The organism is Phreatobacter sp. (genome assembly GCF_016793595.1).
GTDB lineage: Bacteria > Pseudomonadota > Alphaproteobacteria > Rhizobiales > Phreatobacteraceae > Phreatobacter.
This window is the reverse complement of sequence record NZ_JAEULY010000008.1, coordinates 27,457-51,076: the sequence shown is the minus strand read 5'-3', so window position 1 is coordinate 51,076 and position 23,620 is coordinate 27,457. Positions and strand designations below refer to the sequence as shown.

21 protein-coding genes, 1 tRNA gene and 1 pseudogene are annotated in these 23,620 nt (G+C 66.1%); 9 read left to right on the top strand and 14 right to left on the bottom strand.

The genetic code is table 11. The features are described 5' to 3' along the window. The first annotated feature begins 493 nt into the window (after window positions 1–493). Window positions 494–1,384 (top strand): DNA adenine methylase, encoded by an 891-nt coding sequence (locus JNK84_RS10770; protein WP_293423903.1) that lies wholly within the window; start codon window positions 494–496, stop codon window positions 1,382–1,384. On the opposite strand, the gene JNK84_RS10765 is transcribed toward JNK84_RS10770, so the two are convergent. The 4 genes from JNK84_RS10765 to JNK84_RS10750 form a co-directional block, all read right to left on the bottom strand. Beyond that, a complete protein-coding gene (locus JNK84_RS10765) occupies window positions 1,377–2,426 on the bottom strand; it encodes a hypothetical protein (protein WP_293423901.1) in 1,050 nt (349 codons plus the stop codon). The two genes, JNK84_RS10770 and JNK84_RS10765, sit on opposite strands and share 8 nt — an antisense overlap. A 5-nt stretch (window positions 2,427–2,431) precedes the next feature. Beyond that, the gene (locus JNK84_RS10760; RefSeq protein WP_293423899.1) at window positions 2,432–3,481 is read right to left on the bottom strand and encodes a ParB N-terminal domain-containing protein; all 1,050 of its coding nucleotides are present in this window, start codon (window positions 3,479–3,481) and stop codon (window positions 2,432–2,434) included. Window positions 3,482–3,907: 426 nt separating this feature from the next. Further along, window positions 3,908–3,997: transfer RNA gene (locus tag JNK84_RS10755), tRNA-Ser, on the bottom strand. A gap of 89 nt (window positions 3,998–4,086) precedes the next feature. Beyond that, complete coding sequence (locus JNK84_RS10750; RefSeq protein ID WP_293423897.1) at window positions 4,087–4,809, bottom strand: L,D-transpeptidase; 723 nt, start codon at window positions 4,807–4,809, stop codon at window positions 4,087–4,089. Between the two features lie 286 nt (window positions 4,810–5,095). On the opposite strand from JNK84_RS10750, the gene mepA reads away from it, so the two are divergent. After that, the gene (mepA, locus tag JNK84_RS10745; RefSeq protein WP_293423895.1) at window positions 5,096–6,025 is read left to right on the top strand and encodes a penicillin-insensitive murein endopeptidase; all 930 of its coding nucleotides are present in this window, start codon (window positions 5,096–5,098) and stop codon (window positions 6,023–6,025) included. 18 nt (window positions 6,026–6,043) lie between these two features. On the opposite strand, the gene JNK84_RS10740 is transcribed toward mepA, so the two are convergent. The 5 genes from JNK84_RS10740 to ppdK all read right to left on the bottom strand — a co-directional run bounded on the left by JNK84_RS10740 (window position 6,044) and on the right by ppdK (window position 13,013). After that, window positions 6,044–7,285, bottom strand: a complete 1,242-nt coding sequence (locus JNK84_RS10740; protein ID WP_293423893.1) for an MFS transporter — start codon at window positions 7,283–7,285, stop codon at window positions 6,044–6,046. Between the two features lie 139 nt (window positions 7,286–7,424). Further along, entirely contained in the window at window positions 7,425–8,798 is a 1,374-nt protein-coding gene (locus JNK84_RS10735; protein WP_293423891.1) for a cell wall hydrolase, read from the bottom strand. Between the two features lie 227 nt (window positions 8,799–9,025). After that, complete coding sequence (locus JNK84_RS10730; RefSeq protein WP_293423889.1) at window positions 9,026–9,946, bottom strand: ArgK/MeaB family GTPase; 921 nt, start codon at window positions 9,944–9,946, stop codon at window positions 9,026–9,028. Window positions 9,947–9,955: 9 nt separating this feature from the next. Beyond that, entirely contained in the window at window positions 9,956–10,243 is a 288-nt protein-coding gene (locus JNK84_RS10725; protein ID WP_293423888.1) for a hypothetical protein, read from the bottom strand. 91 nt (window positions 10,244–10,334) lie between these two features. Beyond that, window positions 10,335–13,013, bottom strand: a complete 2,679-nt coding sequence (gene ppdK / locus JNK84_RS10720) for a pyruvate, phosphate dikinase (RefSeq protein ID WP_293423886.1) — start codon at window positions 13,011–13,013, stop codon at window positions 10,335–10,337. Window positions 13,014–13,215: 202 nt separating this feature from the next. Between ppdK and JNK84_RS10715 the strand changes: the two genes are divergently transcribed. The 3 genes from JNK84_RS10715 (at window position 13,216) to JNK84_RS10705 (ending at window position 16,077) form a co-directional block, all read left to right on the top strand. Next, on the top strand, window positions 13,216–13,800 hold the full coding sequence (locus JNK84_RS10715; RefSeq protein ID WP_293423884.1) for a glycosyltransferase: 585 nt from the start codon (window positions 13,216–13,218) through the stop codon (window positions 13,798–13,800). A 79-nt stretch (window positions 13,801–13,879) separates the two neighbouring features. Then, complete coding sequence (locus JNK84_RS10710) at window positions 13,880–15,016, top strand: DUF2336 domain-containing protein (RefSeq protein ID WP_293423882.1); 1,137 nt, start codon at window positions 13,880–13,882, stop codon at window positions 15,014–15,016. 101 nt (window positions 15,017–15,117) lie between these two features. Continuing rightward, window positions 15,118–16,077, top strand: a complete 960-nt coding sequence (locus JNK84_RS10705; RefSeq protein ID WP_293423880.1) for a DUF2336 domain-containing protein — start codon at window positions 15,118–15,120, stop codon at window positions 16,075–16,077. Window positions 16,078–16,087: 10 nt separating this feature from the next. Here the strand turns inward: JNK84_RS10705 and hemA are convergent, their stop codons facing one another. From hemA to JNK84_RS10685, 4 genes are all read right to left on the bottom strand, one after another. Beyond that, the gene (gene hemA, locus JNK84_RS10700) at window positions 16,088–17,317 is read right to left on the bottom strand and encodes a 5-aminolevulinate synthase (RefSeq protein ID WP_293423878.1); all 1,230 of its coding nucleotides are present in this window, start codon (window positions 17,315–17,317) and stop codon (window positions 16,088–16,090) included. 173 nt (window positions 17,318–17,490) lie between these two features. Beyond that, complete coding sequence (locus JNK84_RS10695) at window positions 17,491–18,228, bottom strand: aldolase (RefSeq protein ID WP_293423876.1); 738 nt, start codon at window positions 18,226–18,228, stop codon at window positions 17,491–17,493. A gap of 100 nt (window positions 18,229–18,328) precedes the next feature. Beyond that, entirely contained in the window at window positions 18,329–18,868 is a 540-nt protein-coding gene (gene infC, locus JNK84_RS10690; protein WP_293423959.1) for a translation initiation factor IF-3, read from the bottom strand. Between the two features lie 161 nt (window positions 18,869–19,029). Then, complete coding sequence (locus tag JNK84_RS10685) at window positions 19,030–20,229, bottom strand: glycosyltransferase (RefSeq protein ID WP_293423874.1); 1,200 nt, start codon at window positions 20,227–20,229, stop codon at window positions 19,030–19,032. A gap of 74 nt (window positions 20,230–20,303) precedes the next feature. Between JNK84_RS10685 and JNK84_RS10680 the strand changes: the two genes are divergently transcribed. From JNK84_RS10680 to JNK84_RS10665, 4 genes and pseudogenes are all read left to right on the top strand, one after another. Further along, window positions 20,304–21,080, top strand: a complete 777-nt coding sequence (locus tag JNK84_RS10680) for an alpha/beta hydrolase (protein ID WP_293423872.1) — start codon at window positions 20,304–20,306, stop codon at window positions 21,078–21,080. A 31-nt stretch (window positions 21,081–21,111) separates the two neighbouring features. Further along, complete coding sequence (locus JNK84_RS10675; protein ID WP_293423870.1) at window positions 21,112–21,711, top strand: helix-turn-helix domain-containing protein; 600 nt, start codon at window positions 21,112–21,114, stop codon at window positions 21,709–21,711. Further along, window positions 21,708–22,136: pseudogene (locus JNK84_RS10670) on the top strand (GNAT family N-acetyltransferase); the annotation flags it as partial. The gene JNK84_RS10675 and the pseudogene JNK84_RS10670, both read left to right, overlap by 4 nt. Before the next feature lie 117 nt (window positions 22,137–22,253). Then, entirely contained in the window at window positions 22,254–22,739 is a 486-nt protein-coding gene (locus tag JNK84_RS10665; protein WP_441343228.1) for a GNAT family N-acetyltransferase, read from the top strand. A 105-nt stretch (window positions 22,740–22,844) separates the two neighbouring features. Here JNK84_RS10665 and JNK84_RS10660 read toward each other — a convergent pair whose 3' ends face one another. Continuing rightward, entirely contained in the window at window positions 22,845–23,585 is a 741-nt protein-coding gene (locus JNK84_RS10660; protein WP_293423868.1) for a M48 family metallopeptidase, read from the bottom strand. Window positions 23,586–23,620: the final 35 nt, after the last annotated feature.

Here is a 23,620-nt window from a genome sequence, read left to right as displayed (position 1 = left end):
GGGAATGTCTCCAGACGTTGAAGGAGAGCGGGGACTCAGCCGCTTTGAGGCGGCGATCAGCTCAGGACGAGGCAGCGAGACACTGATCGAGGCCTAAAAGACACAGAAATCCTGAGTTTGACGAATATAGCAAATCGTAAGAGAAATGTCAAATTATTCCATATTATCAATTAGATAGCGTTCTTCCACCGCCGCGATGTGCCTAGGCTTAATGCCTGCTGGCGAGACCGCTGCGCTCGCCGTGACAACGTCGGCTACGCGCCAGAGGCGACATTGGCTCGTAGGCTGACAGCGGACGTTCGGCTACGCGCCGCCAAAGCGGAAGTCTACGACTTTCCCAAATGCGGAAACGAACGATGCCCCGTCGTATCGCCAGATTGCAGACGTCGCTTTGGCCGATCGGCGAAGCGGGTTCTCTCCCTTCCTCCTCATCCCCTTGGCAATTCGGGCCCCAACGACCATGGTGCGATGAACCATCAATGCGAGTCGAGACGTGCGAGACCTGGCGACCAACATCATCGATTTGAGCGCCTTTCGCCGACCCTACGTTGGCAACGCCGCCTCTCCGTTTCGGTATCCCGGCGGAAAGGGGTTCCTGACTCCCTTGTTGTCTGCTGAACTTGCGAAGCGATTTGACGGATCCCGGCCCAACTTTGCGGAGCCATATTGCGGGGGGGCGGGTGCAGCTACGAATTTGCTGCTCGCGGGCGAAGTTGAGCAGCTCTTCCTGAATGACGCTGACCGACGGATTTATTCGGCGTGGCGGGCCATGCTGACCGAAACCGACCGCTTTTTAGAGAGGATCATGTCGGTCGAAGTTACGTTGACCACCTGGGACGACGCCCTCATTCGCCTCTATGAAACCTCGCTGCCAGATTACGATTTTGAGCTCGGTTTTGCTACCTTCTTCGTCAATCGGACCAGTCGCTCGGGTGTTGTTATTGGATCGGGACCTATCGGGGGATACTCTCAGGAGGGCCGGTGGAAGATTGACGCGCGCTTCAACAGAGAAGCGCTTGCGAAGCGGGTTCGCGCGCTTGGCGCGCTTCGCGATCAAGTCACCCTATCGTGCCAAGATGGCCTTGAGTTTTGTCGAGAGCTTGCCCAGCATCAAAAGCTCTCCAGCACCTTCCTTTTCATCGATCCACCCTACGTCGGGGCCGGCGGCCGTCTCTATTACGACGGCATGAGCGAGGATCGGCATCGCGATCTGGCGAACTGGCTCAGCGCAGGCAACGCTCCTCACTGGCTGCTGACGTACGACGATCACCCACTGGTACGGGAAAATTACAGCAAGTTCGAGCAAAATCTAATTGACGTTGGCTATAGCCTCAGCAGAAAGCGTTCGGAGAAAGAGCTTCTTTATCGAAGCTCCATCAGCTAAGCGCATGATCCTCAAATTCATGTACAAGTGTGGCCGTCTCCAGGTCGCTTAAAACCAACCGCGACTTGACGCCAACCTTCCTTAAATTTATCGAACGCATCGGAAATTGTAGCATCCCGAGGCCGCGAACGATTTCATCATACGAATAAAGCAAGCAGTCTTTGTCGGCGCATTTCAGCCTAATAAGCGCCGTCTCATCCTGCGGCCTGACGAAAGCACTTTGAAAAGCCGCGGGCTTCTGCCTGAAGAACCGACTGAAACGCTCCCGAGCGTCCACTCCCATGATCTTATGATCTATGTGCGACTCCTGAATGCTGGCCCCGACAAGGGACAGAAAGGCATTGCCCCGATCCTCCGCAGATCCAACACGTACCAGGCAGTCGACACCGCCATCATTCGCCGCCCTTTGCAGTTCGTTCCATTGATCGTAAGCCAGCACTTCGCCTGCGCCAATCGACGCACAGATCGATTTGAGCAGGGCGTGAAGATGCTCCGAGCTTCTGCAGCTCGATGTTAGGAATGCCGAGCCAGAAGTGTGGCCCGCAACAGCATACGCAGCGATGTTTTCGAAGACCCTAGTAAATTTCCGGAGGAATGAGGCCTGAACGGCTTTGGCCTCATCTGAATTTTGTCCATGAAATTCGACAAATCCGGCTTTGATCAAGCGATAGAACTGCAGGCAGATGTAGTTCAGTGCTGCACTTGATAAAGCCGACAGATCCTTGCGTCGTAACTCGGCATCGGCCAACACGAACGGGTAATGCTCACCCAAGGCCGACGACCTTTCCCGCACGGCCTTGGTCAAGGCCTGCGTAAAACTCTCAATCATCTCGCTTTCAGCGGTTTGCCGCTCGGATCGATAATCGTCCCGAGAAGCTTCGTCGACTACGTTGTCGATGTACCAGTCGGTGGCCTCATCAACATCGAGGTCAAGGGCCTCGGCGGATACCGATTTGATAAAGAAGGCAGCGACCTCCCAGTAAGCCAGGACATCCGACGTGACTTTGGGAGAGTTCAACACGGACAGACCGAATTTGATCACGCGTATCACTCCGTGGTGAAAACGGACTTGATCTGCCTCGTTTGAAGTTCGATGCGTTTTATCAAGGAACGCGCTTGTTCAGTGCCCTCCTCTGGAAGCTCGACGGAAACCACTGCCGCGTCGGTGGTGGCCTTCGTAAGAATAGTGGCTGCCTTGGCTAGCATCTCAAGCCAATCGTCACTTTTTAATCCAGCGACCGCTTCCGCAGAACCGAGGTCGCCGGTGACCTTCAACTCCCTCAGACCGGCATCGCTTGCCAAAACACGTTGTAGACGGGGGCGATCCGTTCCCTGCGCCTTGATGACAGACCTTTCCCCGTACAACCATGACATCAGCTGCGCCAATTCGGCGTGGTGAGTGTCCGGGACAGGGTTATCGCGGATCATGCTTTCGCTGAGCGGCGCGCGGGACAGCCCAATGAAAGCTCTGCTATCTGGGTTGTTGATCAGCGTATAAAGATGAGAAAACTCGATATCGCCCTCATCGATATCGAGCCTCTCGAATATGCCAAGGCGGCTGCACTGCAACACTATTTTGTACGCCACCAAAAGCCTGACGATCAGGCCGCGGCTATCGCCGAGCTGCTTCGTTAACGACTTCATCCGCTCATGCGGCGATTGTTGCTGGCTCAGCGACTCGTAGAAATCCACGCCAAACTTTGCTTTGGCAAGAGAAGACCAGCGCGCCGGTCCGTTAACGTGCTTGAACCCGATGTATCCCGCAGCTTCGTCGCGGCTGCGAACGATAATGACGGGCAGATTCTGACAGGTAGCGAGCTTGTCGGCCGGCAGCCGGGGTATGCGACGCCGCGCGGCTTCCTTGTTCAACAGATCGGGGTCAAGCAGGAGCTTGACCGCCGCCAAGCGCCTATTCCCTTCTAGAACGACAAGTCGACCGCCCTCCTCCACGGCGACCAACGGCTCGAAGGGTTCGTAGCCGCGTTCTGCGATCGAGTCCCAAAGCTCTTTGAGATTTGCGGTTTCGGCGAGGATTTCCAACGCCTCTGCCTCGGTGTCAGCCTGCGTCAGGCCAAAGCGTGGATTGGCCTGATCCAACGAGAGTTCGTGGGGAGACTTGTTTACAACCGGCATAATCAAACCCAAAAACAGCTTCGTGGTGCGTAAAGCATCGACAGCCAGAACGCAAAATAGCTGCTCGGCCTTAGCGAAGCGTAGCGATCTTCAAGACACAACCTAGGCCGTCTTGTTGAACCGCCCCGGGTTCGGCGGAAGCGGCTAATGAGAGAGCTCAAGAGCGGACGTTCCAGATGTCAGCTATGGGCCCAAATGCCGACTTTGGGGAGCGTTGAATCGCGACCGATTGTGCAAAAAAGGGGCGAGTCCGGTTCGTTGGCTTTCCGAGCGTGTTTCAGCGCGGAGTATCAGGGATTTTGAAGCGGTCTACGTTTTGTGGGTCAATGCGCATAAAACGCGCTTCAGACTGCAAAATACCTTATTAAATCAAAATCTTACGTGATTTTTTGGCGGACAGGGCGGGATTCGAACCCGCGATACGGTTCCCCGTATACACACTTTCCAGGCGTGCGCCTTCAACCACTCGGCCACCTGTCCGTGGAGGGCGCTGATAAAGGCGCGAAGCGCGTTTGGCAAGGATGCCGGCCGGGGGGCCCGCACCCGTTCGAAGCAGGCCCGTGGCGCGATTACCGTCTGAGGAACCAGTCCGTGAAGAAGCGGTTCGGGTCAGCCGGCCGGGCCGCTGGCTGGATGTGGGAACCGCGCGGCGCGGCATAGGCAGCGCGCGCACCGCTCTGGGGCGTCATGACACGGCCGGAACCGACCGGATGGGCAGCGCGTACTGCGCCCGGCGCGACGGCGCGCGCCTGCGACGGCATCACGGCACGGGCCGTCGCGGGAAGGCGCATCTGCGTCGCGCGGGCGGGGGTCGCCGCGACGCGCGCGGGTCCGCGGTGCGATGCCATGGCCGGCGCCGGCTGGCGGGGCGAGGCGCCTTCGATGACGATGCGGGTCGCGCCGCGCTGGCGGGCGACCATCTCGAACAGGGTGCGCGCATTGCCGGGCGCAAGGCGAATGCAGCCGTGGCTGTCGATCCGGCCGAGGCGGCCGACCATGTTGGTGCCGTGGATCGCATAACCGCCGCGGAAGAAGATCGAATGGGGCATCGGCGCCATGCCGTATTTGCGCGAGCGCCAGTTGCGCTCCAGCCGCTGCGGGCGATAGCTGCCGTTCGGCGTATTGTAGCCGGCGCGGCCGGTCGACACGGCCCAGGTGAAGCGGTGCTCGCCATCGACGACGACGCGCATCGTCTGGCTGGACTTGTCGACGCGGACGACGATGGAGGCCTCCGCCTTCGCGGCCGCGAACAGCCCGGCGACCAGCGCCAGAACGAAACCGAACATGCGCATGGATTCCCCTCCGACGCGAGACAAGACGGCACTTCCTGCGTGTAATGCTCCGAATTGATTCCGTATCGGCCGGCGGCTGTAAAGCTGACTCGGCGATTCACCTTAAGGCCGCGCCAAGGATGCATGACCGCCGGGACGGAAAGCCCGGCAAGGCGGGGCGTGCGGCGTGGCTTCCTCTGGCTTCCGCTTCGTCACGCAAGACCCACTGCAGCCGGGTCCGGGGGACAGAAATGGTTAACGAAAACCTGCATAATCTTGCCAGCCATCGACCCTCACCGGGCACGCCATGATTCGTCTCGCCACTCGCCTCGCGCTGGCCGCCACGCTGTTCGCGACCCTATCCGGGCCGGCTGCGGCCCAGACCATCGGCACGGTCAATCCTCGCCCGCTGCCGCCGCTCGCCAATCCGAACGATCCGAACCTGCCGGCGAAGGAGCTGTTCGGCCGCGCGACGACAGGCGCCCCGATGCAGGCGCGCGCCTTTGGCTTCTATTCGCGCGGCTGCTTCGCCGGCGGCATCGCCCTTCCTGTCAACGGCGAGACCTGGCAGGTGATGCGGCTCTCCCGCAACCGCATGTGGGGCCATCCCGACATGATCGCCTTCCTCGAGCGGTTCGCGCGCACCGTGCCGCGCGTCTCGAACTGGCCGGGCATCCTCGTCGGCGACATTTCCCAGCCGCGCGGCGGGCCCATGCTCACCGGCCACGCCTCCCATCAGCTCGGCCTCGATGCCGACATCTGGCTCACCCCCATGCCGCGCCGCGAATTGACCCGCGAAGAGCGCGAGATGACCTCGGCGATCAACATGGTGCGTTCCGATCGCCGCGACATCGATCCCGCCACCTGGACCGGCCAGCACCTGCGCGTCATCCGCGCGGCGGCGCAGGACCCCGTCGTCGAACGGGTGCTGGTCAATGCCGCGATCAAGAAGGCGCTCTGCCGGGAAGCGGGCTCGGACCGCTCGTGGCTGTCGAAGGTCAGGCCCGTGCCCGGCCACAACTACCACATGCACATCCGCATCCGCTGCCCGGCCGGCAATGCCAGCTGCCGGGCGCAGGATCCGCCGCCCGTGTCGGACGGCTGCGGCGCCGACCTCGACTGGTGGTTCACCGACGCGGTGCTCAACCCGCGGCCGAACCCGAACTGGCGCCCGCCGCCGCCGATCACCATGGCCGGCCTGCCGGACGCCTGCCGGCAGGTGCTCGTCGCGCGGTAGGGCCGGGGTAGAGCGGGACTACTCGGCGGGAACCGCGATCGGCTGGTTCACCGGGCGCTCCTTGATCGGGATGTTGATCAGGCCCGAGCCGATACAGAACAGGATGCTGAGCCACCACATGATCTCGTAGGAGCCGGTGCGCTCGTACATCAGGCCGCCGAGCCATGCGCCGAGGAAGCCGCCGACCTGGTGTGAGAAGAAGACAAAGCCGTAGAGCATGGCCATGTAGCGCGTGCCGAACATCAGCGCGACGAGGCCCGAGGTTGGCGGCACGGTGGACAGCCACAGGAGACCCATCAGCGCCGCGAAGATGATTGCCAGCGGCGTGCTGGGCGGCAGGGCCAGAAGCATCACCACGGCAGCCCCGCGCGCGAAGTAGATCCAGACCAGAAGCCAGCGCTTCGACATGCGCGCCGAGAGCCAGCCGGCCGTCAGCGAGCCGACAATGTTGAACAGGCCGATCAGCGCCAGCGCCCAGCCCGCGACCCAGGCCGGCATGCGCAGATCGGCGAGGTAGGTCGGGTAGTGCGTGGTGATGAAGGCGAGCTGGAAGCCGCAGGTGAAGAAACCGATGACGAGATAGACGTAGCTCGGATGGGCGAAAGCCTCCTTCAGCGTCGTCGAGATGCTCTTCTCCGCGCCTGTTCCGGTGCCGATGCCGGCGGCCGGGCTGGTGGCCAGCGCCAGCGCCAGCGGGAAGATCAGCACCGGCACCGCCGAGAAGATCAGCAGCACGACCTTCCAGCCGAACAGGTCGATCAGGAACGGCGTCAGCGGTGCGAAGACGAACTGCCCGAAGGACGAGGCGGCCGTGCCCATGCCCATCGCCGAGGCGCGCCGGCTCTCCGGCAGGAGCTTGGCGAAACAGGCCAGCACGAGATTGAAGGAGACGCCGGCGAGGCCGAGGCCGACGAGCGAGCCGGAGAGCACGTGCATGACCAGTGGCGGCAGAGGCAGCGCCATGCAGGCGAGGCCCGCGCCGTACATGATCGCACCGGCCCAGAAGACCTTGAGCGTGCCGAACCGGTCGGCAATGGCGCCCGCAAAGGGCTGGCCAACGCCCCACATGAGATTCTGGACCGCGATGGTCATGGAGAGGACGTCGCGCGTCCAGCCGTTCTCGACCGAAATCGGGCTGAGGAACATGCCGACGACGGAGCGCGGCCCGAAGGACAGCAGCCCGATCAGACAACCGCACAGGACAATCACGAAGGGCGTGCGCCAGCCATCCTGCCTTGCGGCGAGCGAAGTCGCATTCATTGGGCGAATCTCCCGAGCATCGTGCAGCTACACGGTCGGCGCCAATGTAGGTGACTGCCCGGGTGCCACAAAGCGAAAAGGCGTGATGCCACCCATGCCGCGGCGCGATGGCCTGCTGACTCAGCCTGTCAGCAGGATGTCAGCTCTCCCCCGGCGCAGCGCGGACGGCCTGGACCTGCGGCCCCGAACCCCAGTTGCGCGGCCGATAGAAGACGTGGACGCCGATCTGCTGAAGACGGTTCATGGAGCGCGCCCACCACGGTCGGACATAGGTCGCGTGGTAGTGCGTGGCATGACCGACCTCGGGCAGCCAGAGCTGGCCCGCCATCATGTCCTTGGCGATGCGCGAGGCGCGCGACCAGGGTTCGGCCTCGGTCGGCGCCAGGCTGCGCCGGCCCTCGCAGGCAAAGGTGAACTGGCAGGCGAGGTAGCGATGGGCGTTCTGGTAGACGACCCCGCAGACATCACGCGGGTAGAAGCCCGACACGGCGCGGTTCAGCACGACCTGCGCCACCGCCATCTGGCCGCGCTCCGGCTCGGAGCGCGCTTCCCAGTAGACGGCTTCGGCGAGGCAGCGCTCGGCACGGGCATGGGCCTGCCCGGACAGCCCGAGGGCGACGGCCGGATGGCTGGCGGAGGGTGCCACGAGGCGTGGCGATGCCTCCGCCGGAGGTGTCTCGCGCGGATTCAGCAAGCGCGCAAGCAGCGAATCCGCCGCGGCACCGCTCCGGTCGGTGGCGAAGGGACCGAGGATCGGGTCGAAACCGGATGCCTGATCTTCCGTCGCGGTCATGCGGAACGGAGCGCTGTCGAGCGGCATGGACGGCGCACCGAACCCTGCCCCGGCTTTGGCGAGCGGGCCGTCGCCCGTGACGGAAATGCCGGCCCGCTCGGCGGATGACGCCGGGGTCGAGGTTTCCGCAGCCGCCGGCGCTTCGGCGATTTCGTCTGCCGGAATATCCTGGGGCACAACCGCGGGTCCGGACAGGCCGAGCCGGGCAGCGGGTGGTCCGTCGTTCAGCATCTGCGCCGGCGCGGCGGAAGCGAGCTGCACGCCGCCGAGTGACAGCGGCGAATGCTCCGTGTCGGTCGCGGCCGGGTCGCGCTCGAAACGCGCGACTGCCGACAGATCCTCGGTCGGCGCCAGCAGGGAGGGGTCGCGCAGGGAACCGATGCTGAGCCGCAGTTGCGGCCGCTCCAGCAGCAGGTCGCCCTTCGCCTCGCGGTTCGGCACGGGATAGACCACGCCGCCGTCCATGCCCGCGCCAAGGGCCGGGCCGGCATTGCGGCCGGCGCGGCGCGGGTCTGCATGGATCGAGCCGGTGGTCAGGCTGGCAAGCTGCAGGCGCGGCATATCCTCGCGCGGCATCGGACTTGAGAAGGCGAAGCTCGCGACCGTGGTCGAGGGGCGCACAAGGCTCGCCACATGGCGGCGCCAGACCTGATCGATGCCGGAGCGCTTGGCGAGATAGCTGGTGAGGTCCGCGAAGGCTGCCTGTTGCGTCGACAGCATCAGGAACGAGGCCGCAAGGCCCGGGACTATCGCAGCCGAAGTCAGGACGGGCGACGACGACCGACGCAACGCACGCATACCGACGCACTCCACGCAAACGCCACGCTACACGCCCGAACAAGGGCACGATGGTCACCCATCGCTAACCTTATCGCCGAGGTAACGTTGAGAGCGGGTTAATGGGGCGCGAAAGCCGCTCATCGGCCGCCTGTGGAGCCTGCGTCTCTTCAGCCGAACCGCGCGGCGAGCCGCGTCATGATGTCGTGCTCGCGTCGAAACGGCCCCTGTCCCAAGGCTGGCCGGATCGCCGCCGTGCCGGCGGTACCAAAGCGCGTGCGGATGGCCTCCTCGACCCACTGGGCTTCCTGCGCGGCCCGACGGGCGTCGAGCCGGCCTTCGCCCAGCCATGCCCTATGGGCCTCGATGGCCCGCGCGAGATCGTCCATGCCCTCTCCGGTCGTCGATGACACCAGAACGACCGGCGCGGGCCACGCGCCGGGATCGCGGGCGACGAGGGTCAGCGCACCCTCGACATCGGCTTTCGCCCTGCGCGCGGGCGCGCCCATGTCGGCCTTGGTCACGGCGATGACGTCGGGGAGCTCCATGACCCCGGCTTTCATGAATTGCAGGCTGTCGCCGGAGCCGGGCTGGATGCAGAGCACGACCGTATCGGCGACCATCGCCACATCGGCCTCCGACTGGCCGATGCCAACGCTCTCGACCAGCACCCGGTCGAACACCGCGCGCATGATGACCATGGCGGCCACGGTCTGGTCGGAGAGGCCGCCGAGCCGGTCGCGCGCCGCCATGGAGCGGACGAAGACGCCGCGATCCTCGGGGTTGGTGGAGATGCGAGCACGATCGCCGAGCAGCGCGCCGCCGGTGCGACGGGAAGAGGGATCGATGGCGATGACCCCGACCGTCTCGCCCGCCGCGCGCCAGCTGCCGACGAGCGCGTTGGTGAGCGTCGATTTGCCGACGCCCGGCGGGCCGGTCAGCCCGAGCGTCGCGCCCTTCGCAGCGCGGCAGGCGGCGTCGAGGAAGGCGGCCAGCTCAGGCGTTCCCGCATTCGTCTCGATGGCGGCGAGGGCGGCTGCAAGTGCGCGCTTGCCGCCTGACCTGACGGCCTCAATGGAGGCAGGAACCATCGTGCCGGCTCAGCCGAGCATGGCAGTGAGGCCGACATGCAGGATGGCGCCCGCGAAGAAGCCGCCGAAGCGCCATGGCATCGACATGGGACCGTTCACCAGACCCTGGAAGGACAGGATGTTGACGCCGACATCGTAGATCAGCGCGACGGCGAGCAACCACATCAGGCCGGGCAGCGCCTGCGTCAGCGCCGGATTGGCCTTGAACAGAAGGGCAAGCACGAGGCCCGCAACCAGCATCACGCCGACGAAAACGATGCCGGCGGGCGGATAGGCGGGTCCGGTCTGGTCGGTCATGGCGGGTTCACGAGGCTCGCTTCGGGGCGGCGAGCCTCGCACAGAAAATTCTGGCCCTCCACCACGACGAAGGGTCCAGATGGCCGCAGGTTCAGGCCTGACTGGCGGCCGCCTTGCCAAGCGCCGCCTGCGCCGCGGCAAGCCGGGCGATCGGTACGCGGAACGGCGAGCAGGAGACATAGTCGAGCCCGACGCTCTCGCAGAAGTGGATCGAGGACGGGTCGCCGCCATGCTCGCCGCAGATGCCGAGCTTGATGTCAGGCCGCGTCTTGCGGCCACGCTCGGCAGCAATCTTCACGAGTTCGCCGACACCCTCCTGATCGAGCGAGACGAAGGGATCGACCTCGATGATGCCCTTGGCGAGATAGGGGTTGAGGAAGCTCGCCGCGTCGTCGCGGGAAATGCCGAAGGTCGTCTGCGTCAGATCATTGGTTCCGAACGAGAAGAACTCCGCGCTTTCGGCGATCTTGCCGGCCTGCAGCGCGGCGCGCGGCAGTTCGATCATGGTGCCGACGATATAGTCGAGCTTGGCGCCGGTCTCCTTGATGACCGCTTCCGCCATGGCGACGATGCGCGCCTTGACGAGATCGAGCTCGGCCTTGGTGGCGACCAGCGGCACCATCACTTCGGGGACGACGGGCCTGCCGCTCTTGCTTGCGGCCTCCACGGCCGCCTCGAAGATGGCCCGGGCCTGCATTTCGGCGATCTCGGGATAGGCGACCGCCAGGCGGCAGCCACGGAAGCCGAGCATCGGGTTGAACTCGTGCAGTTCCTCGGCGCGGGCCTTGAGCTTCTTCGCGTCGGCACCCATGGCGGCCGCGACCTCGGCGATCTCCGCGTCGGTATGCGGCAGGAACTCGTGCAGCGGCGGGTCGAGCAGACGGATCGTCACCGGCAGGCCCGCCATGATCTCGAACAGTTCGACGAAGTCGGAACGCTGCATCGGCAGCAGCTTGGCAAGCGCCGCGCGCCGGCCCTTCTCGTCGTCGGCGAGGATCATCTCGCGCACCGCGACGATGCGTTCCTCGTCGAAGAACATGTGCTCGGTGCGGCAGAGTCCGATGCCCTCGGCGCCGAACTTCACGGCGACGCGCGCATCGGCCGGCGTTTCGGCATTGGTGCGGACCTTGAGGCGACGCGCGGCGTCCGCCCAGCCCATCAGCGTCGCGAACTCGCCGGACAGTTCCGGCTGGAGCATGGCGACCTCGCCCTGCAGCACCTGGCCTGTCGAGCCGTCGATAGTGACGACGTCGCCCTTCCTCAGGGTCGTGCCCGCAACGGTCATTGTCTGCGCATTGTAGTCGACGCGCAGGGAGCCGGCGCCGGAGACGCAGGGTTTGCCCATGCCGCGCGCGACCACTGCCGCATGACTGGTCATGCCACCGCGCGTCGTCAGGATGCCTTCGGCGGCATGCATGCCGTGGATGTCCTCGGGGCTCGTCTCGACGCGCACGAGGATGACCTTGTGGCCGGCGGCCTTCATCGACTCGGCTTCGTCGGAGTTGAAGACGATCTCGCCGCGCGCCGCGCCGGGCGAGGCCGGCAGGCCGGTGGCGATCACCTTGCGTTCGGCCTTCGGGTCGATGGTCGGATGGAGCAGCTGGTCGAGCGAGGCGGGATCGACGCGAGAGACCGCCTCGTCCTTCGAGATCAGGCCCTCGTTCGCCAGCTCCACCGCGATGCGCAGGCTCGCCTTGGCGGTGCGCTTGCCGTTGCGGGTCTGGAGCATCCAGAGCTTGCCGCGCTCGACCGTGAACTCGAGATCCTGCATGTCGCGGTAGTGCTTCTCGAGCGTCGCTGCCACGGCGATGAACTGGGTGTAGACGGCGGGCAGGGCCGTCTCCATGGACGGCTTGTCGGACTTCGCGGCGATGCGCGCCTCTTCGGTGATGTTCTGCGGCGTCCGGATGCCGGCGACGACATCCTCGCCCTGCGCATTGATCAGGAACTCACCATAGAGCTCCTTCTGGCCGGTCGAGGGATTGCGGGTGAAGGCGACGCCGGTGGCGGAGCTGTCGCCCATATTGCCAAAGACCATGGCCTGGACGTTGACCGCGGTGCCCCAGCTCTCGGGGATCGCATGAAGGCGGCGATAGGTGATGGCGCGCTGGTTCATCCACGAGGAGAACACCGCGCCGACCGCGCCCCAGAGCTGTTCGTGCGGATCCTGCGGGAAGGGCTTGCCGGTCTCTTCCAGTACGCGTGCCTTGTACTCGCCGACGAGGTGTTTCCAGTCGGCGGCGGCGAGCTCGGTATCGAGGCTGAAGCCCTTGCGCTCCTTGTAGACGTCGAGGAGCTCCTCGAAATTGTGGTGGTCCAGGTCGAGCACGACGTTGGAATACATCTGGATAAAGCGGCGGTAGCTGTCATAGGCGAAGCGCTCGTCGCCTGCGCCCTTCGCCAGAGCCTCAACCGTCGTGTCATTCAGGCCGAGATTGAGGATCGTGTCCATCATGCCGGGCATGGATGCGCGGGCGCCCGAGCGCACGGAGACCAGCAGCGGGTTGGCCGCGTCGCCGAAGATCTTGCCGGTGAGCTTGCCGATATGGACGAGGCCGGCCTCGACCCCGGCCTTCAGCTCGGCGGGATAGCTGCGCCCGTGATCGTAGTACCAGGTGCAGACGCCGGTGGTGATCGTGAATCCGGGCGGGACGGGCAGGCCCATATTCGACATTTCAGCGAGATTCGCGCCCTTGCCGCCGAGCAGGTTGCGCATGCTCGACTGACCCTCGGCCTTGCCGTCGCCGAAGGTATAGACCCATTGCGTCATCGTCGAAGTCCCGATCTTGCGCTGCAACCGGACGATGGGCCCGGACCCGCGGCGCGTCTGTTTAGGCGCTTTCGCCGCAGCATTTCAACTGCGCGGGTCATCGACCATCCGGCTCCGGCGCTTTCATGACCGCAGGATGAAGGCTGGATGAATGCGGCGCGGCAGGATAATACTGCGTTGCAATAGGATTGCTCCGCGCCCCGTGATCAGCGTCATCATCCCCACGCTCAACGATGAACGCAGGCTCGTGCCGACCCTCGCCTCGCTCGTCTCAGGCGCGGCGGATGGCCTTGTCGTCGAGGCCATCGTGGCCGATGGCGGGTCGAGCGACGATACCGAGGCCGTCGCCGATGTCGCGGGCTGCCGCTTCATGGCCGGCCCGGCGGATCGCGGCGAGCGCCTGCAGGCCGCGGCCCGTTCGGCCAAGGCGCCGTGGCTGATGTTCATCGCACCCGGGACAGTGGTCGACGAAGGCTGGGTCCGCGAGGTGCGCAGCTTTCTCGAGGCGGCCTCGCGCAGGCCGGCCGGTCTCCGGCGCGCAGCGGTATTCGGGCTCGGCAGCGAGGACTACGGAATGGCGCAAAGCCTCGCGGCGGCTGCCGCCAGGATCGCCTTCCTCGTCGGCCTCGGCCCTAACCCGCAGCAGGGACTGTTGATTCCGGCCGAACGCTACCGCGCCCTTGGCGGGCACGCGCCCGGCGCATCGCCGGAGCGCGCCTTCGCGCGGCGGGTGGGGCGGTTTTGCACGACGGTCCTGCGGTCACGGGCTACCGCCATTTTGTTCTGACCGCAGCGCCAAGTTTACCCAACGTTATCGATCAACGGTCATTGTCGCTGGGGAAAGTACCTTCCCCTCCGTACGCGCCATGCTCCCCTCGCTCGAAAACCCGGTCGAACAGGTTCTGGCTGCAGTCGATCAGATGACGCCGCAGATGCAGCAGGCGCTCGTCGGCAGCATCCTTGCCCAATTCGGCCCCGACAGACTGCGGCCGTCCATCCGCGCGCAGGAGCGGCTCGACCGCATCGTCGCCCATCTGCTGCCACCGATGGCGATCGCCGAGCGGGCCCATTTCGCCCGCGCCTTCGGCGCGCTGGATCTCGATCTGCCGCGGACCTTCGCGGCTATCGACAAGGATGAGGAACTCGTCTCGGAAATCTCGCAGAGCCACCGGATCGCGGACGCGGCGACCATCCGGACGCTCGGGAAGCACCGCCGCTTCATCGACATGCGGATCATGGCCGGCCGCGACGACCTCTCGGCCGAGGCAGCCGAGACCCTGGCGGAGGCAGGCGACGCGCGCACGGTGCGTCATCTGGCGGCCAATGCGCGGCTCGAACTGTCACCCAGGGCTCGCGAGCGGCTCGTCACCCGTGCTTCCCACGACCACGCCCTGCAGGAACAACTCTGCGCGAGGCGCGACCTCGGCCTCGATGATGCGCGCCGGCTCGCGGCGGTCGTTCCCGACAGCATGAAGCCGCTTCTCTACGAGAAACTCGACAAGGCAGCTGTCGAAGAGGCCCAGAAGAGCGCTTCGGACGCGATTCCCGCCAAGGTCCGGCGCATGCGGCTGGAACAGGACACGCATATCGCCACCGAGGATGTACGCCGGGCGGTTCAGGCGGGGTCCATGTCGCTCTCGGAAGCGGTGACGCTGCTCGCCGTCACGGATCGGGTCCTGCCGGCGGTCGAAAGTCTCGGCGAGGCGCTCGGCATCACGCGCGATGCTCTGGTGGCGACGCTCGCGCGCGGGCGGCTGGAGCCTTTCGAGGCGCTGGGCCGGGCCGTGGCTCTCAACGAGCATGTCCATGTGTCGCTGGTGGAGGCCATCTGCCGACGCTGGCGCCGCACCGCTCCCGACCGGCGCAGCATTCTCGGTCGCTACGGCCGTGTCACCGAGGCGATGATTGATGCCGAGTTGCGGCCGCTCAAGCCTGCGGCGCCGCGCGCGGCCACGACGACGCGGATCTTCGACATCGCTGCGGAGAGCCCTGCCGCAAGCTGAACGCCCGGCTCACCCTGCATCCCCGTGCGAAACCGGGCGCGCGTGCGCCTTTAGCGGAGATTAAGGAACGTCCAGCAATATCGGCCAAAAGGTCACGAAGAATGACAGCCAAGCTCGACGAAGCCCTGGAACCGATCAATGCCATGATCGGCGCCCTCGCACCGAAGCTGCGCGGTGCGTTGGTGGAGGAGCTTGTCGATCAGGTCAGCCGCGAACGGCCCGATGCCGCCTCGCGCAAGGCGCAGGTCTTCGACAACATCGTCGCGCAGGCTCTGCGGGAAGCTCCGCTGCCGAGCCGTGTCCGCGCCTCGCCGAAGCTTGCGCGCTGTGTCGGGACCCTGCCGGAATCGACCCTGACACTCGCCGTCGACGTCGTCACTGTGGCCGAGGCCATCCTCACGGCGCCGGAACTGACCGACGACCTGCTGATGCGCGTATGCGTGCCCGAGCGACAGGAGCACATGAAGATCATCGCCCGGCGCTCGGCGCTGTCCTCGCCGCTGGCCGAGGTAATTGCCGAACATGGCGAGCCGGGCACCGTCCTGATGCTGATGCGCAATGCCGGCGCGCGGTTCTCGCGCGAGGGGCTCGATCGGATCGCGGAGCTTCACGGCAGCGATCCGACGATCCGATCGGCGCTGGTGCAGCGCGCCGACTGTCCGGCCGATCTGAGCGCCCGGATCGGCGCTGTCGTGCCGAAGGAAATGCTGACCGGCGAGGCGCTCACCGACAAGCTGGTGGAACTCTGCGCCGAGCGGGAGATTTTCGGCGCGATGGACCTGCTGATGCGGTGCATCGGCCGCGACGCCGATGCCGGCCGCAAGATCATCGAGCGCGATGACGAGAAGGCCCTCGGCGCGATCTGCCATGTCGCCGGCATCGACGCCCATACCTACGAGGCGCTGGTGGAAGCCTGGCGCGTTTCGATGGGCAAGCCGACGGCCGACGTCCACAAGGCGCCGGTGCGCTTCCGCCTGATGCGACCCGCCGAGATCGACCGCGTCATCGCGCGCCTGCCGCTGGCGCGCATGCGCGTGTCGCCGGATCTCGCTCCGGCGTGATTGCGGGCGGCTATTCCGCCGCCGCCCGATAGGGCTGGTGCGGCAGGCCGAATTCCAGCCAGACGTCCAGCAGCGCTGCCGCCAGATCGTCGACCATCGCATCGGTATGAGCCGGGCCGGGCGTGATGCGCAGGCGCTCCGTGCCGCGGGGCACGGTCGGGTAGTTGATCGGCTGGATGTAGATGCCGTGGCGACGGAGCAGGAGATCGCTCGCGGCCTTGCACTTCTCCGCGTCGCCCACCAGCACCGGCACGATATGGGTGTCGGACGGCATGACCGGCAGACCGGCCAGCGACAGCACGCGCTTGGCCCGCGCCGCCTGACGCTGCTGCAGGTCGCGCTCGGCGGACGAGGTCTTGAGATGCCGGATCGCCGCCGTCGCGGCGGCGGCGACAGCCGGCGGCATGGCCGTCGTGAAGATGAAACCGGCCGCATGGCTGCGCACGGCGTCGACCAGCGCCGCCGAGCCGGCGATATAGCCGCCCATCACGCCGAACGCCTTGCCGAGCGTGCCCTCGACCACGTCGATCCGGGACATCTGGCCGTCACGCTCGGCAACGCCGGCGCCGCGCGGCCCGTACATGCCGACGGCATGGACCTCGTCGATATAGGTCATGGCGCGATAGCGCTCGGCGAGGTCGCAAATCTCGCGGATCGGTCCGATATCGCCGTCCATCGAATAGATGCTCTCGAAGACGATCAGCTTGTTGCGCGCGGGACCTGCCGCCAGCAGCAGGCTTTCGAGATGGCCGACATCGTTGTGGCGGAAAACCTGCTTCTCGCAGCCGGCCTGCCGCACGCCCTCGATCATCGAATTGTGGTTCAGCGCGTCCGACAGGATCAGGCAGTCCGGCAGGAGCCGGGCGATGGTCGAGATGCCGGCCTGATTGGAGATGTAGCCGGAGGTGAAGACGAGCGCCGCCTCCTTGCCGTGGAGATCGGCGAGCTCGCGCTCCAGTTCGACCACGGGATGGGACGTGCCGGAAATGTTGCGGGTGCCGCCCGCGCCCGCGCCCATGCGGCGCGCGGTGCCGGCCATGGCCTCGATCACGTCGGGATGATGGCCCATGCCGAGATAGTCGTTGGAGCACCAGATGACGACCTCGCGCGCGCCGTCCGGGCCATGCCAGGTCGCGCGCGGAAAGGTGCCGACGGAGCGTTCGAGATCGGCGAAGACGCGATAGCGCCGCTCGTCCTTCAGGCGGGCGACGGCATTCTCGAAATGGTGTGAGTAGGTCATGGCTCGTTCCGGTCAGTTCGAGCCCCGGTGACGTTCGGGGGACGAACCATCATGCCGCCACCCGCCGCTTGCCGGCCTTGATCGGCATCAATCAGATGCCCGCCGTTTAGCACGATTCCAATCTCGGGCGCCATGAGGCCCGCAAAATCGTGATCCCGGCGCATGCTTGGCTGCTAGAGACCATGCAGCCGCATCAGCGCATCGAAGTGCTTGTTGGCCTGATAGTCCAGAACCTGCATCCACTCGCGCGCGGTCTGCTTCTGCTGATCGGGCGGAATGATCTTCAGCCTGAGACCCGTCGACTGGGCGAGGATCTGCTGCCGGCAGGCCCGCTCGAGATAATAGAGATCGTCGAAAGCGACGGCCACGGTCGGCCCGCCGATCGTCACCCCGTGATGCTCCAGAAAGATGATGTCCGCATGCGGATTGTCCTTCTGTGCCTGCGCGATCCGCTCGCCCTCCTCGGCGTTCAGTGCGACGCCGCCGAAGCCCTGGTAGGCGGTGCGGTCGAGAAAGCGGCAGGCGGTCTGGTGCGCCATTTCCAGCTTGCCGCCCTCGACCATGGTCAGCGCGGTCGCATGCGGCATGTGGACGTGCAGGATCGCCTGATGGCGCGGATTGGCGCGGTGGCCGGCGATGTGGATGTTGCGCGCGGTGGCCTCGACCTCGCCCCAGCCTTCGTGGATCGCGCCTTCACCGTCGATCAGCAGCAGGTCGTCCGGCCGCACCTCGCCCCAGTGGATGCCGTAGGGATTGATCAGATAGCGCTCGTCGCGCCCCGGCACGACGACCGAAAAATGGTTGCAGATGCCCTCGTTGAGGTCGAAGCGCGCGGCAAGCCTGAGGGCGGCGGCAAGCTCCCGCCGCAGGGTCGCGATGTCGGTCCGGCGGGACGAGGCGGTGTCGGTCATGGCTTGGGCGTTCCCCGGCTGGCAGCTGACATGCGAACGCCTGCGAGGAGGTCTCGCAGGCGCTGGAACGATGCCGTGGCGCTGGCGCCGGGCACAAGGCTCATTTCGGCGCAAGCACCATGATCATCTGCCGGCCTTCGAGGCGCGATTCCTGCTCGACCTTGGCGATGTTCACCGTATCGACCTTGACCCGGTCGAGAACCTTCACGCCGAGATCCATATGCGCCATCTCACGACCGCGGAAGCGCAGGGTCACCTTCACCTTGTCGCCTTCCTCGAAGAACCGCTTCATCGCCTTCATCTTCGTATCGTAGTCGTGATCGTCGATGCCGGGACGCAGCTTGATCTCCTTGACCTCGACAGTCTTCTGGTTCCGGCGGGCCTCGGCGGCCTTCTTCTGCTCCTGGAACTTGAACTTGCCGTAGTCCATGATCTTGCAGACGGGCGGGACGGCGTTCGGCGCGACCTCGACGAGGTCGAAGCCTGCTTCCTGGGCCATCTGCACGGCATCGCGGGTCGGGACCACGCCGCGGTTTTCACCTTCGGCGTCGATCAGCTGGACCTCGCGGACGCGGATCATGTCGTTGATGCGCGGCCCGTCGCGTTCGACGGGGGCGGCGGCTCTCATGGGCCTGCGAATGGGGCGTCTCCTTCAGACGTTGACTGGGACCGGATCGCCGCGGCGTCTGCCCCTCCTGGAATAAGGAAAGACTCAAGGGACGGCCGACGGGCATTCCGGAAGCTGGGGAAGATCGGTAGAAACACCACGAAAGTCAATGGTTGGCGCGCGGGTCGCGCCTCTCAATCGGCGAGGACGCGCCGGTAGATCGCGACCATCTGGTCCTGAAGGCGGGGCCGGGAGAAACGGCGCGCCCGCGCGGCAGCACGCCCGGACATGGCGATGCGGCTCCGCGGGTCGAGCTCGACCGCCCGGCCGATCGCCTCGGCAAGCGCCATGGCATCGCCTGCCGGCACCCGGAAACCGACCTCCTCGCCCGCCGGAGCCGAGGGCGCCGCCGTCACCAGGTCGCGCAGCGCGCCGATATCGGAGGCGACGACCGGCAGGCCCATGGCCATGGCCTCGACGGCCGAGCGGCCGACCGGATCAGGCGCTATCGACGGTGCGACCGCCAGATGGGCGGAGGCAAGCGCCGCCGGCCCCGCCTCCGCTGCGGCGACGAGCCTGACAACGCCGTCGAGGCCCTGCGCACGGATCCGCTGGTCCAGCATGGCGCGGTAATCCGGCTGGTCCGGTCCGTCGCAGACGATCAGGAACACGGTGCCGTCCAGCCCGCCATTGACCAGCAGCCGCACGGCGTCGACCAGAACCACCTGGCCTTTGTCCGGATGGAAGCGGGCATGGTGGATGATCACCCGCTCGGAGCCTTCGAGCCCGGCGATAGCGCGGAAATCGGCCCGTTCGCGCGCGCTGATCCGCTCCGCTGCGAAGCGCGTCAGGTCGAAGCCCGGCGAGATGCCGGCGATGCGGTCGACGCGCTTGGCCGCCGCCCCCGACCTCAGGACGCCGGCGATATGGCGGGACGGCGCCGTGACAACGCGCGCGCCGAGCAGGGTGCGGTCGAGCCGGCGGCCGGCAAAGCCCTCGGCCGGCGGGCCGTGGAAGCTCGCGATCACCGGAATGCGCGCGAAGCGAGCGGCCAGCAACCCGGACAGCGCCGCGAAGCGCGCATGGGCATGAACGTGGACGAGATCGACCGCCTCCCGGTCGAGCAGGCCGCGCAGATGCGCGATGTTGCCGATGGCGGCGACCGGGCTCCAGCCGTCGAGGTCGAAAGCGACCCATTCGCCGCCCGCCGCCTGCAGATCGCCGACCAGCGGACCTTTTTCCGCCGCGACGATCGGCCGGGCGCCGGCCGCAGCCGCGGCTGCCGCAAGCGCCAGAACGGTGCGCGAAATGCGCCCCTCGGCCAGGGTCGGGACGACATGAAGGATCGTCCGGCCGTCGAGACCCTGACCCTCCTTCTCTCCCGAATCGCCCATCGCCCTTGTCCCAGACCTGCGGCCGCCGCTAAGCAGGCGAGCCCTGCCCGGCGAATCGTTCAAGAGACAGTGTGATGGCGAGCTTGGCCGAACCGCAATTCCTCACCGTTGGCGAAGGCGTCGCCGCGCGCCGCATCGCCTATCGACGTGTCGAGGGTCGCGGACCGACCATCGTCTGGCTCGGCGGCTTCAAGTCCGACATGAAGGGCACCAAGGCCGAGGCGCTGGATGCCTTCGCGCGCGCGGGCGGCCGGGCCTATCTGCGCTTCGACTATTCCGGGCACGGCGAATCCGACGGTGATTTCGAGGCCGGCACGATTTCGCGCTGGGCGGAGGAAGCCGCCGCCATGGTCGCGCTCGCCGGCCCCGCGCCGGTCCTCGTCGGCTCGTCCATGGGTGGCTGGATCTCCCTGCTGGTCGCGCGGCAAATGGCGTCACCGCCCGCCGGCATGGTGCTGATCGCCCCCGCCGCCGATTTCACCGAGGCACTGATGTGGCCGGCCTTTCCCGACGAGGTGAAGCGGCAGATCGAGGCGACGGGCCGCTGGGTGCGGCCTTCCGCCTATGACGAGGGCGGCTATCCGATCACCCGGGCGCTGATCGAGGATGGCCGGCGCAATCTCGTCCTCGGCGGATTGGTCGAAACCGGCTGCCCAGTCCGCATCCTGCAGGGCATGCAGGATCCTGACGTGCCCTGGCGGCACGCCATGCTGCTCGCGGAGAAGATGGCCCGAGACGATGTCGTCGTGACCCTGATCAAGGATGGCGACCACCGCCTGTCGCGCGACGAGGATCTCGCGCGGCTGACGGAAGCCGTTGAGACTATGGCAGAGGCGTATCGTCGCGCTTGATTCCATTATCTGAGAACTATAATCTCGAATCATGGACGATCTGGCGCGACCCGACGACGATCTCGACAAGGTGGTAGCGGTGCGCGTGCGCGACCTGCGCGCCGCCAGGGGCCTGACACTCGACCAGCTTGCCGCCCTTTCCGGTGTCTCGCGCGCCATGATCTCCCGGATCGAGCGCGCCGAGGCAAGCGCGACGGCCGTGTTGCTGGTCAAGCTGGGCGCGGCGCTCGGCGTCACCCTTGGCGAGCTGTTCGAGGCGCCGCAACCCCAGCTGGACCCGGTGCGCCGCGCCAGCGAGACGCCGGTGCGGCGTGACCCGGAGACGGGATACACCCGCCGCAACGTCGCCCCGCCCAACGCCTCGGGAACCAATATCGTGGAGGTGACGCTGCCGGCCGGCCGGCAGGTCGCCTACGACAACCTCGTCACCATGCCGGTCGAACAGTTCGTCTGGGTTTTCGAGGGCACGCTGACGCTGTCCTACGAGGGGCTCGTCACCGATCTCGGCCCCGGCGACTGCCGGGTGATGCGGCTCGACAGCCCGCTGGTTTTCGAGAACCGCTCGGCCAGGCCGGCCCGCTACGCGGTCGTGCTCGTGCCACATTCGGGACCGCATGGGGTGCGCCGATGATCAGAATCGAGACCCTCGACGCGGCGGATGCCGCCCGCCATCTGCCCAGTCTTGCCGCCGTTCTGGCCGATTGCGTGCGCAACGGCGCCTCCGTCAGCTTCATGAACCCCTATTCGCAGGCGGATGCCGAAGCCTTCTTCGCGGGCGTCGCGGAACAGGTCGCGCGCGGGCAGACCGTTCTGGTCGCCGCCTTCCTCGAAGAGCGCATCATCGGCACCTCCCAGCTCGGCCTCGACATGCCGCCGAACCAGCCGCATCGCGCCGAGGTGAAGAAGATGCTGGTCCATTCCGATGGCCGGCGGCAGGGCATCGCGGCCTCGATGCTGCGGAGGCTTGAGGAAGAAGCCATCGCGCGCGGGCGCACGCTGCTTGTCCTGGATACGGCCAGCGACGCGGCCAAGCGCGTCTATGAGCGTGGCGGCTGGTCCCGCTGCGGCCATATCGCCGATTTCGCCCTGCTGCCGGATGGTGGCCTCTGCGACACGACCTACTATGTGAAGGACCTGTCGCCGCCGAAGGGCACGCCGGTATCCAAGGTCGCGGTGCGCGATGCGACCGAGGACGACCTGCCCGCCATTCGCGACATCCTCAACGAGGCGATTCGCACTACCACGGCGGTCTGGACCGACGACCCCGTCGATCTCGACAGCCGCCGCGTCTGGTGGCGGGAGCGGCTCGCCGGCGGCAACCCCGTTCTCGCTGCGATCGATGGCAGCGATGTCGTCGGTTTCGGCTCCTACCTGCAATTTCGCTCGTGGGACGGCTATCGCAATGCCGTCGAGCATTCGGTCTATGTCCGGCCGGATCGACGCGGATCGGGCGTCGGCTCGGCACTGGTCGACGCGCTCATCGCCCATGCGAAAGCGGCCGGAAAGCACGTCATCATCGGCGGCATCGAGGGCCGGAACAGCGCGTCGCTGCGGCTGCATCGCCGCGCCGGCTTCATCGAGGTCGGCCGTATGCCGGGAATTGGCGAGAAGTTCGGCCGCCGGCTGGACCTGGTCTTCGTCCAGAAGCAGCTTGGGTAAAGCGTTTTCGAGCGAAGCGGGCACCGGTTCGCGCGACGAAAACGCGCAAAAAGCAGAACATCGGGTCGTTGCCGCACTTTGGAGAAAAGCGGAACGATCCAGGATCTATTCGCCCGATCCGTATCTGTGCAGGTTCGCGCCGTTGACACGCAGCCAAGCCTTGGCAGGTTCGAGGCTTGGGCAAAGCTCCCGGACGATGCGCCAGAACCGCGACGAATGGTTCATTTCGCGCAGGTGCGCGACTTCGTGGGCGGCGAGATAGTCGAGCACGAAAGGCGGCGCAAGGATCAACCGCCAGGAATAGTTGATCGCCCCGGTCGATGAGGCCGAGCCCCAACGACTCGACTGATCGCGAATGCCGATGCGCGTGACCTTGACGCCGAGGCGGTCGGCATAGCGGCGCGTCGCCGCTTCCAGATCCTTGCGCGCCTCACGCTTCAGGAAGTCCTGCACCCGCCGTGACAGGAAATCGGCCTCGCCAGCGACGAGGATCGAGCCGTTCTCGACCCATACCGTGCCACGTCGATCCGGCCGATGCTGCACGGTATGCGGGACACCACGCAGCGGAACAACCGCTCCGGGCAGGAAAGCCAGCGCCTCGGGGATGCGGTCGAGCCGCGTCGCGATCCAACCGCCATGCCTTTCGGCAAAGGAGACCGCGTCGGAAACGCGCGAGCGGGCGGGCATGGTGAGGATCGCATCGCGCGTGGCCGCGCGCACGCGAAGCGTGAATCGCCGCGCCTGCGGCATGCGGCGCAGCGCAACCGAGTAGTCGACGCCCTCGTGGGAAACGATGATCGCTTCCGGGTCGGGCTCGCGCAGGAAGAACCGGCGAACGACGGACATGACGGAGACCATAGACGAGTCTCATGGCGGAACGC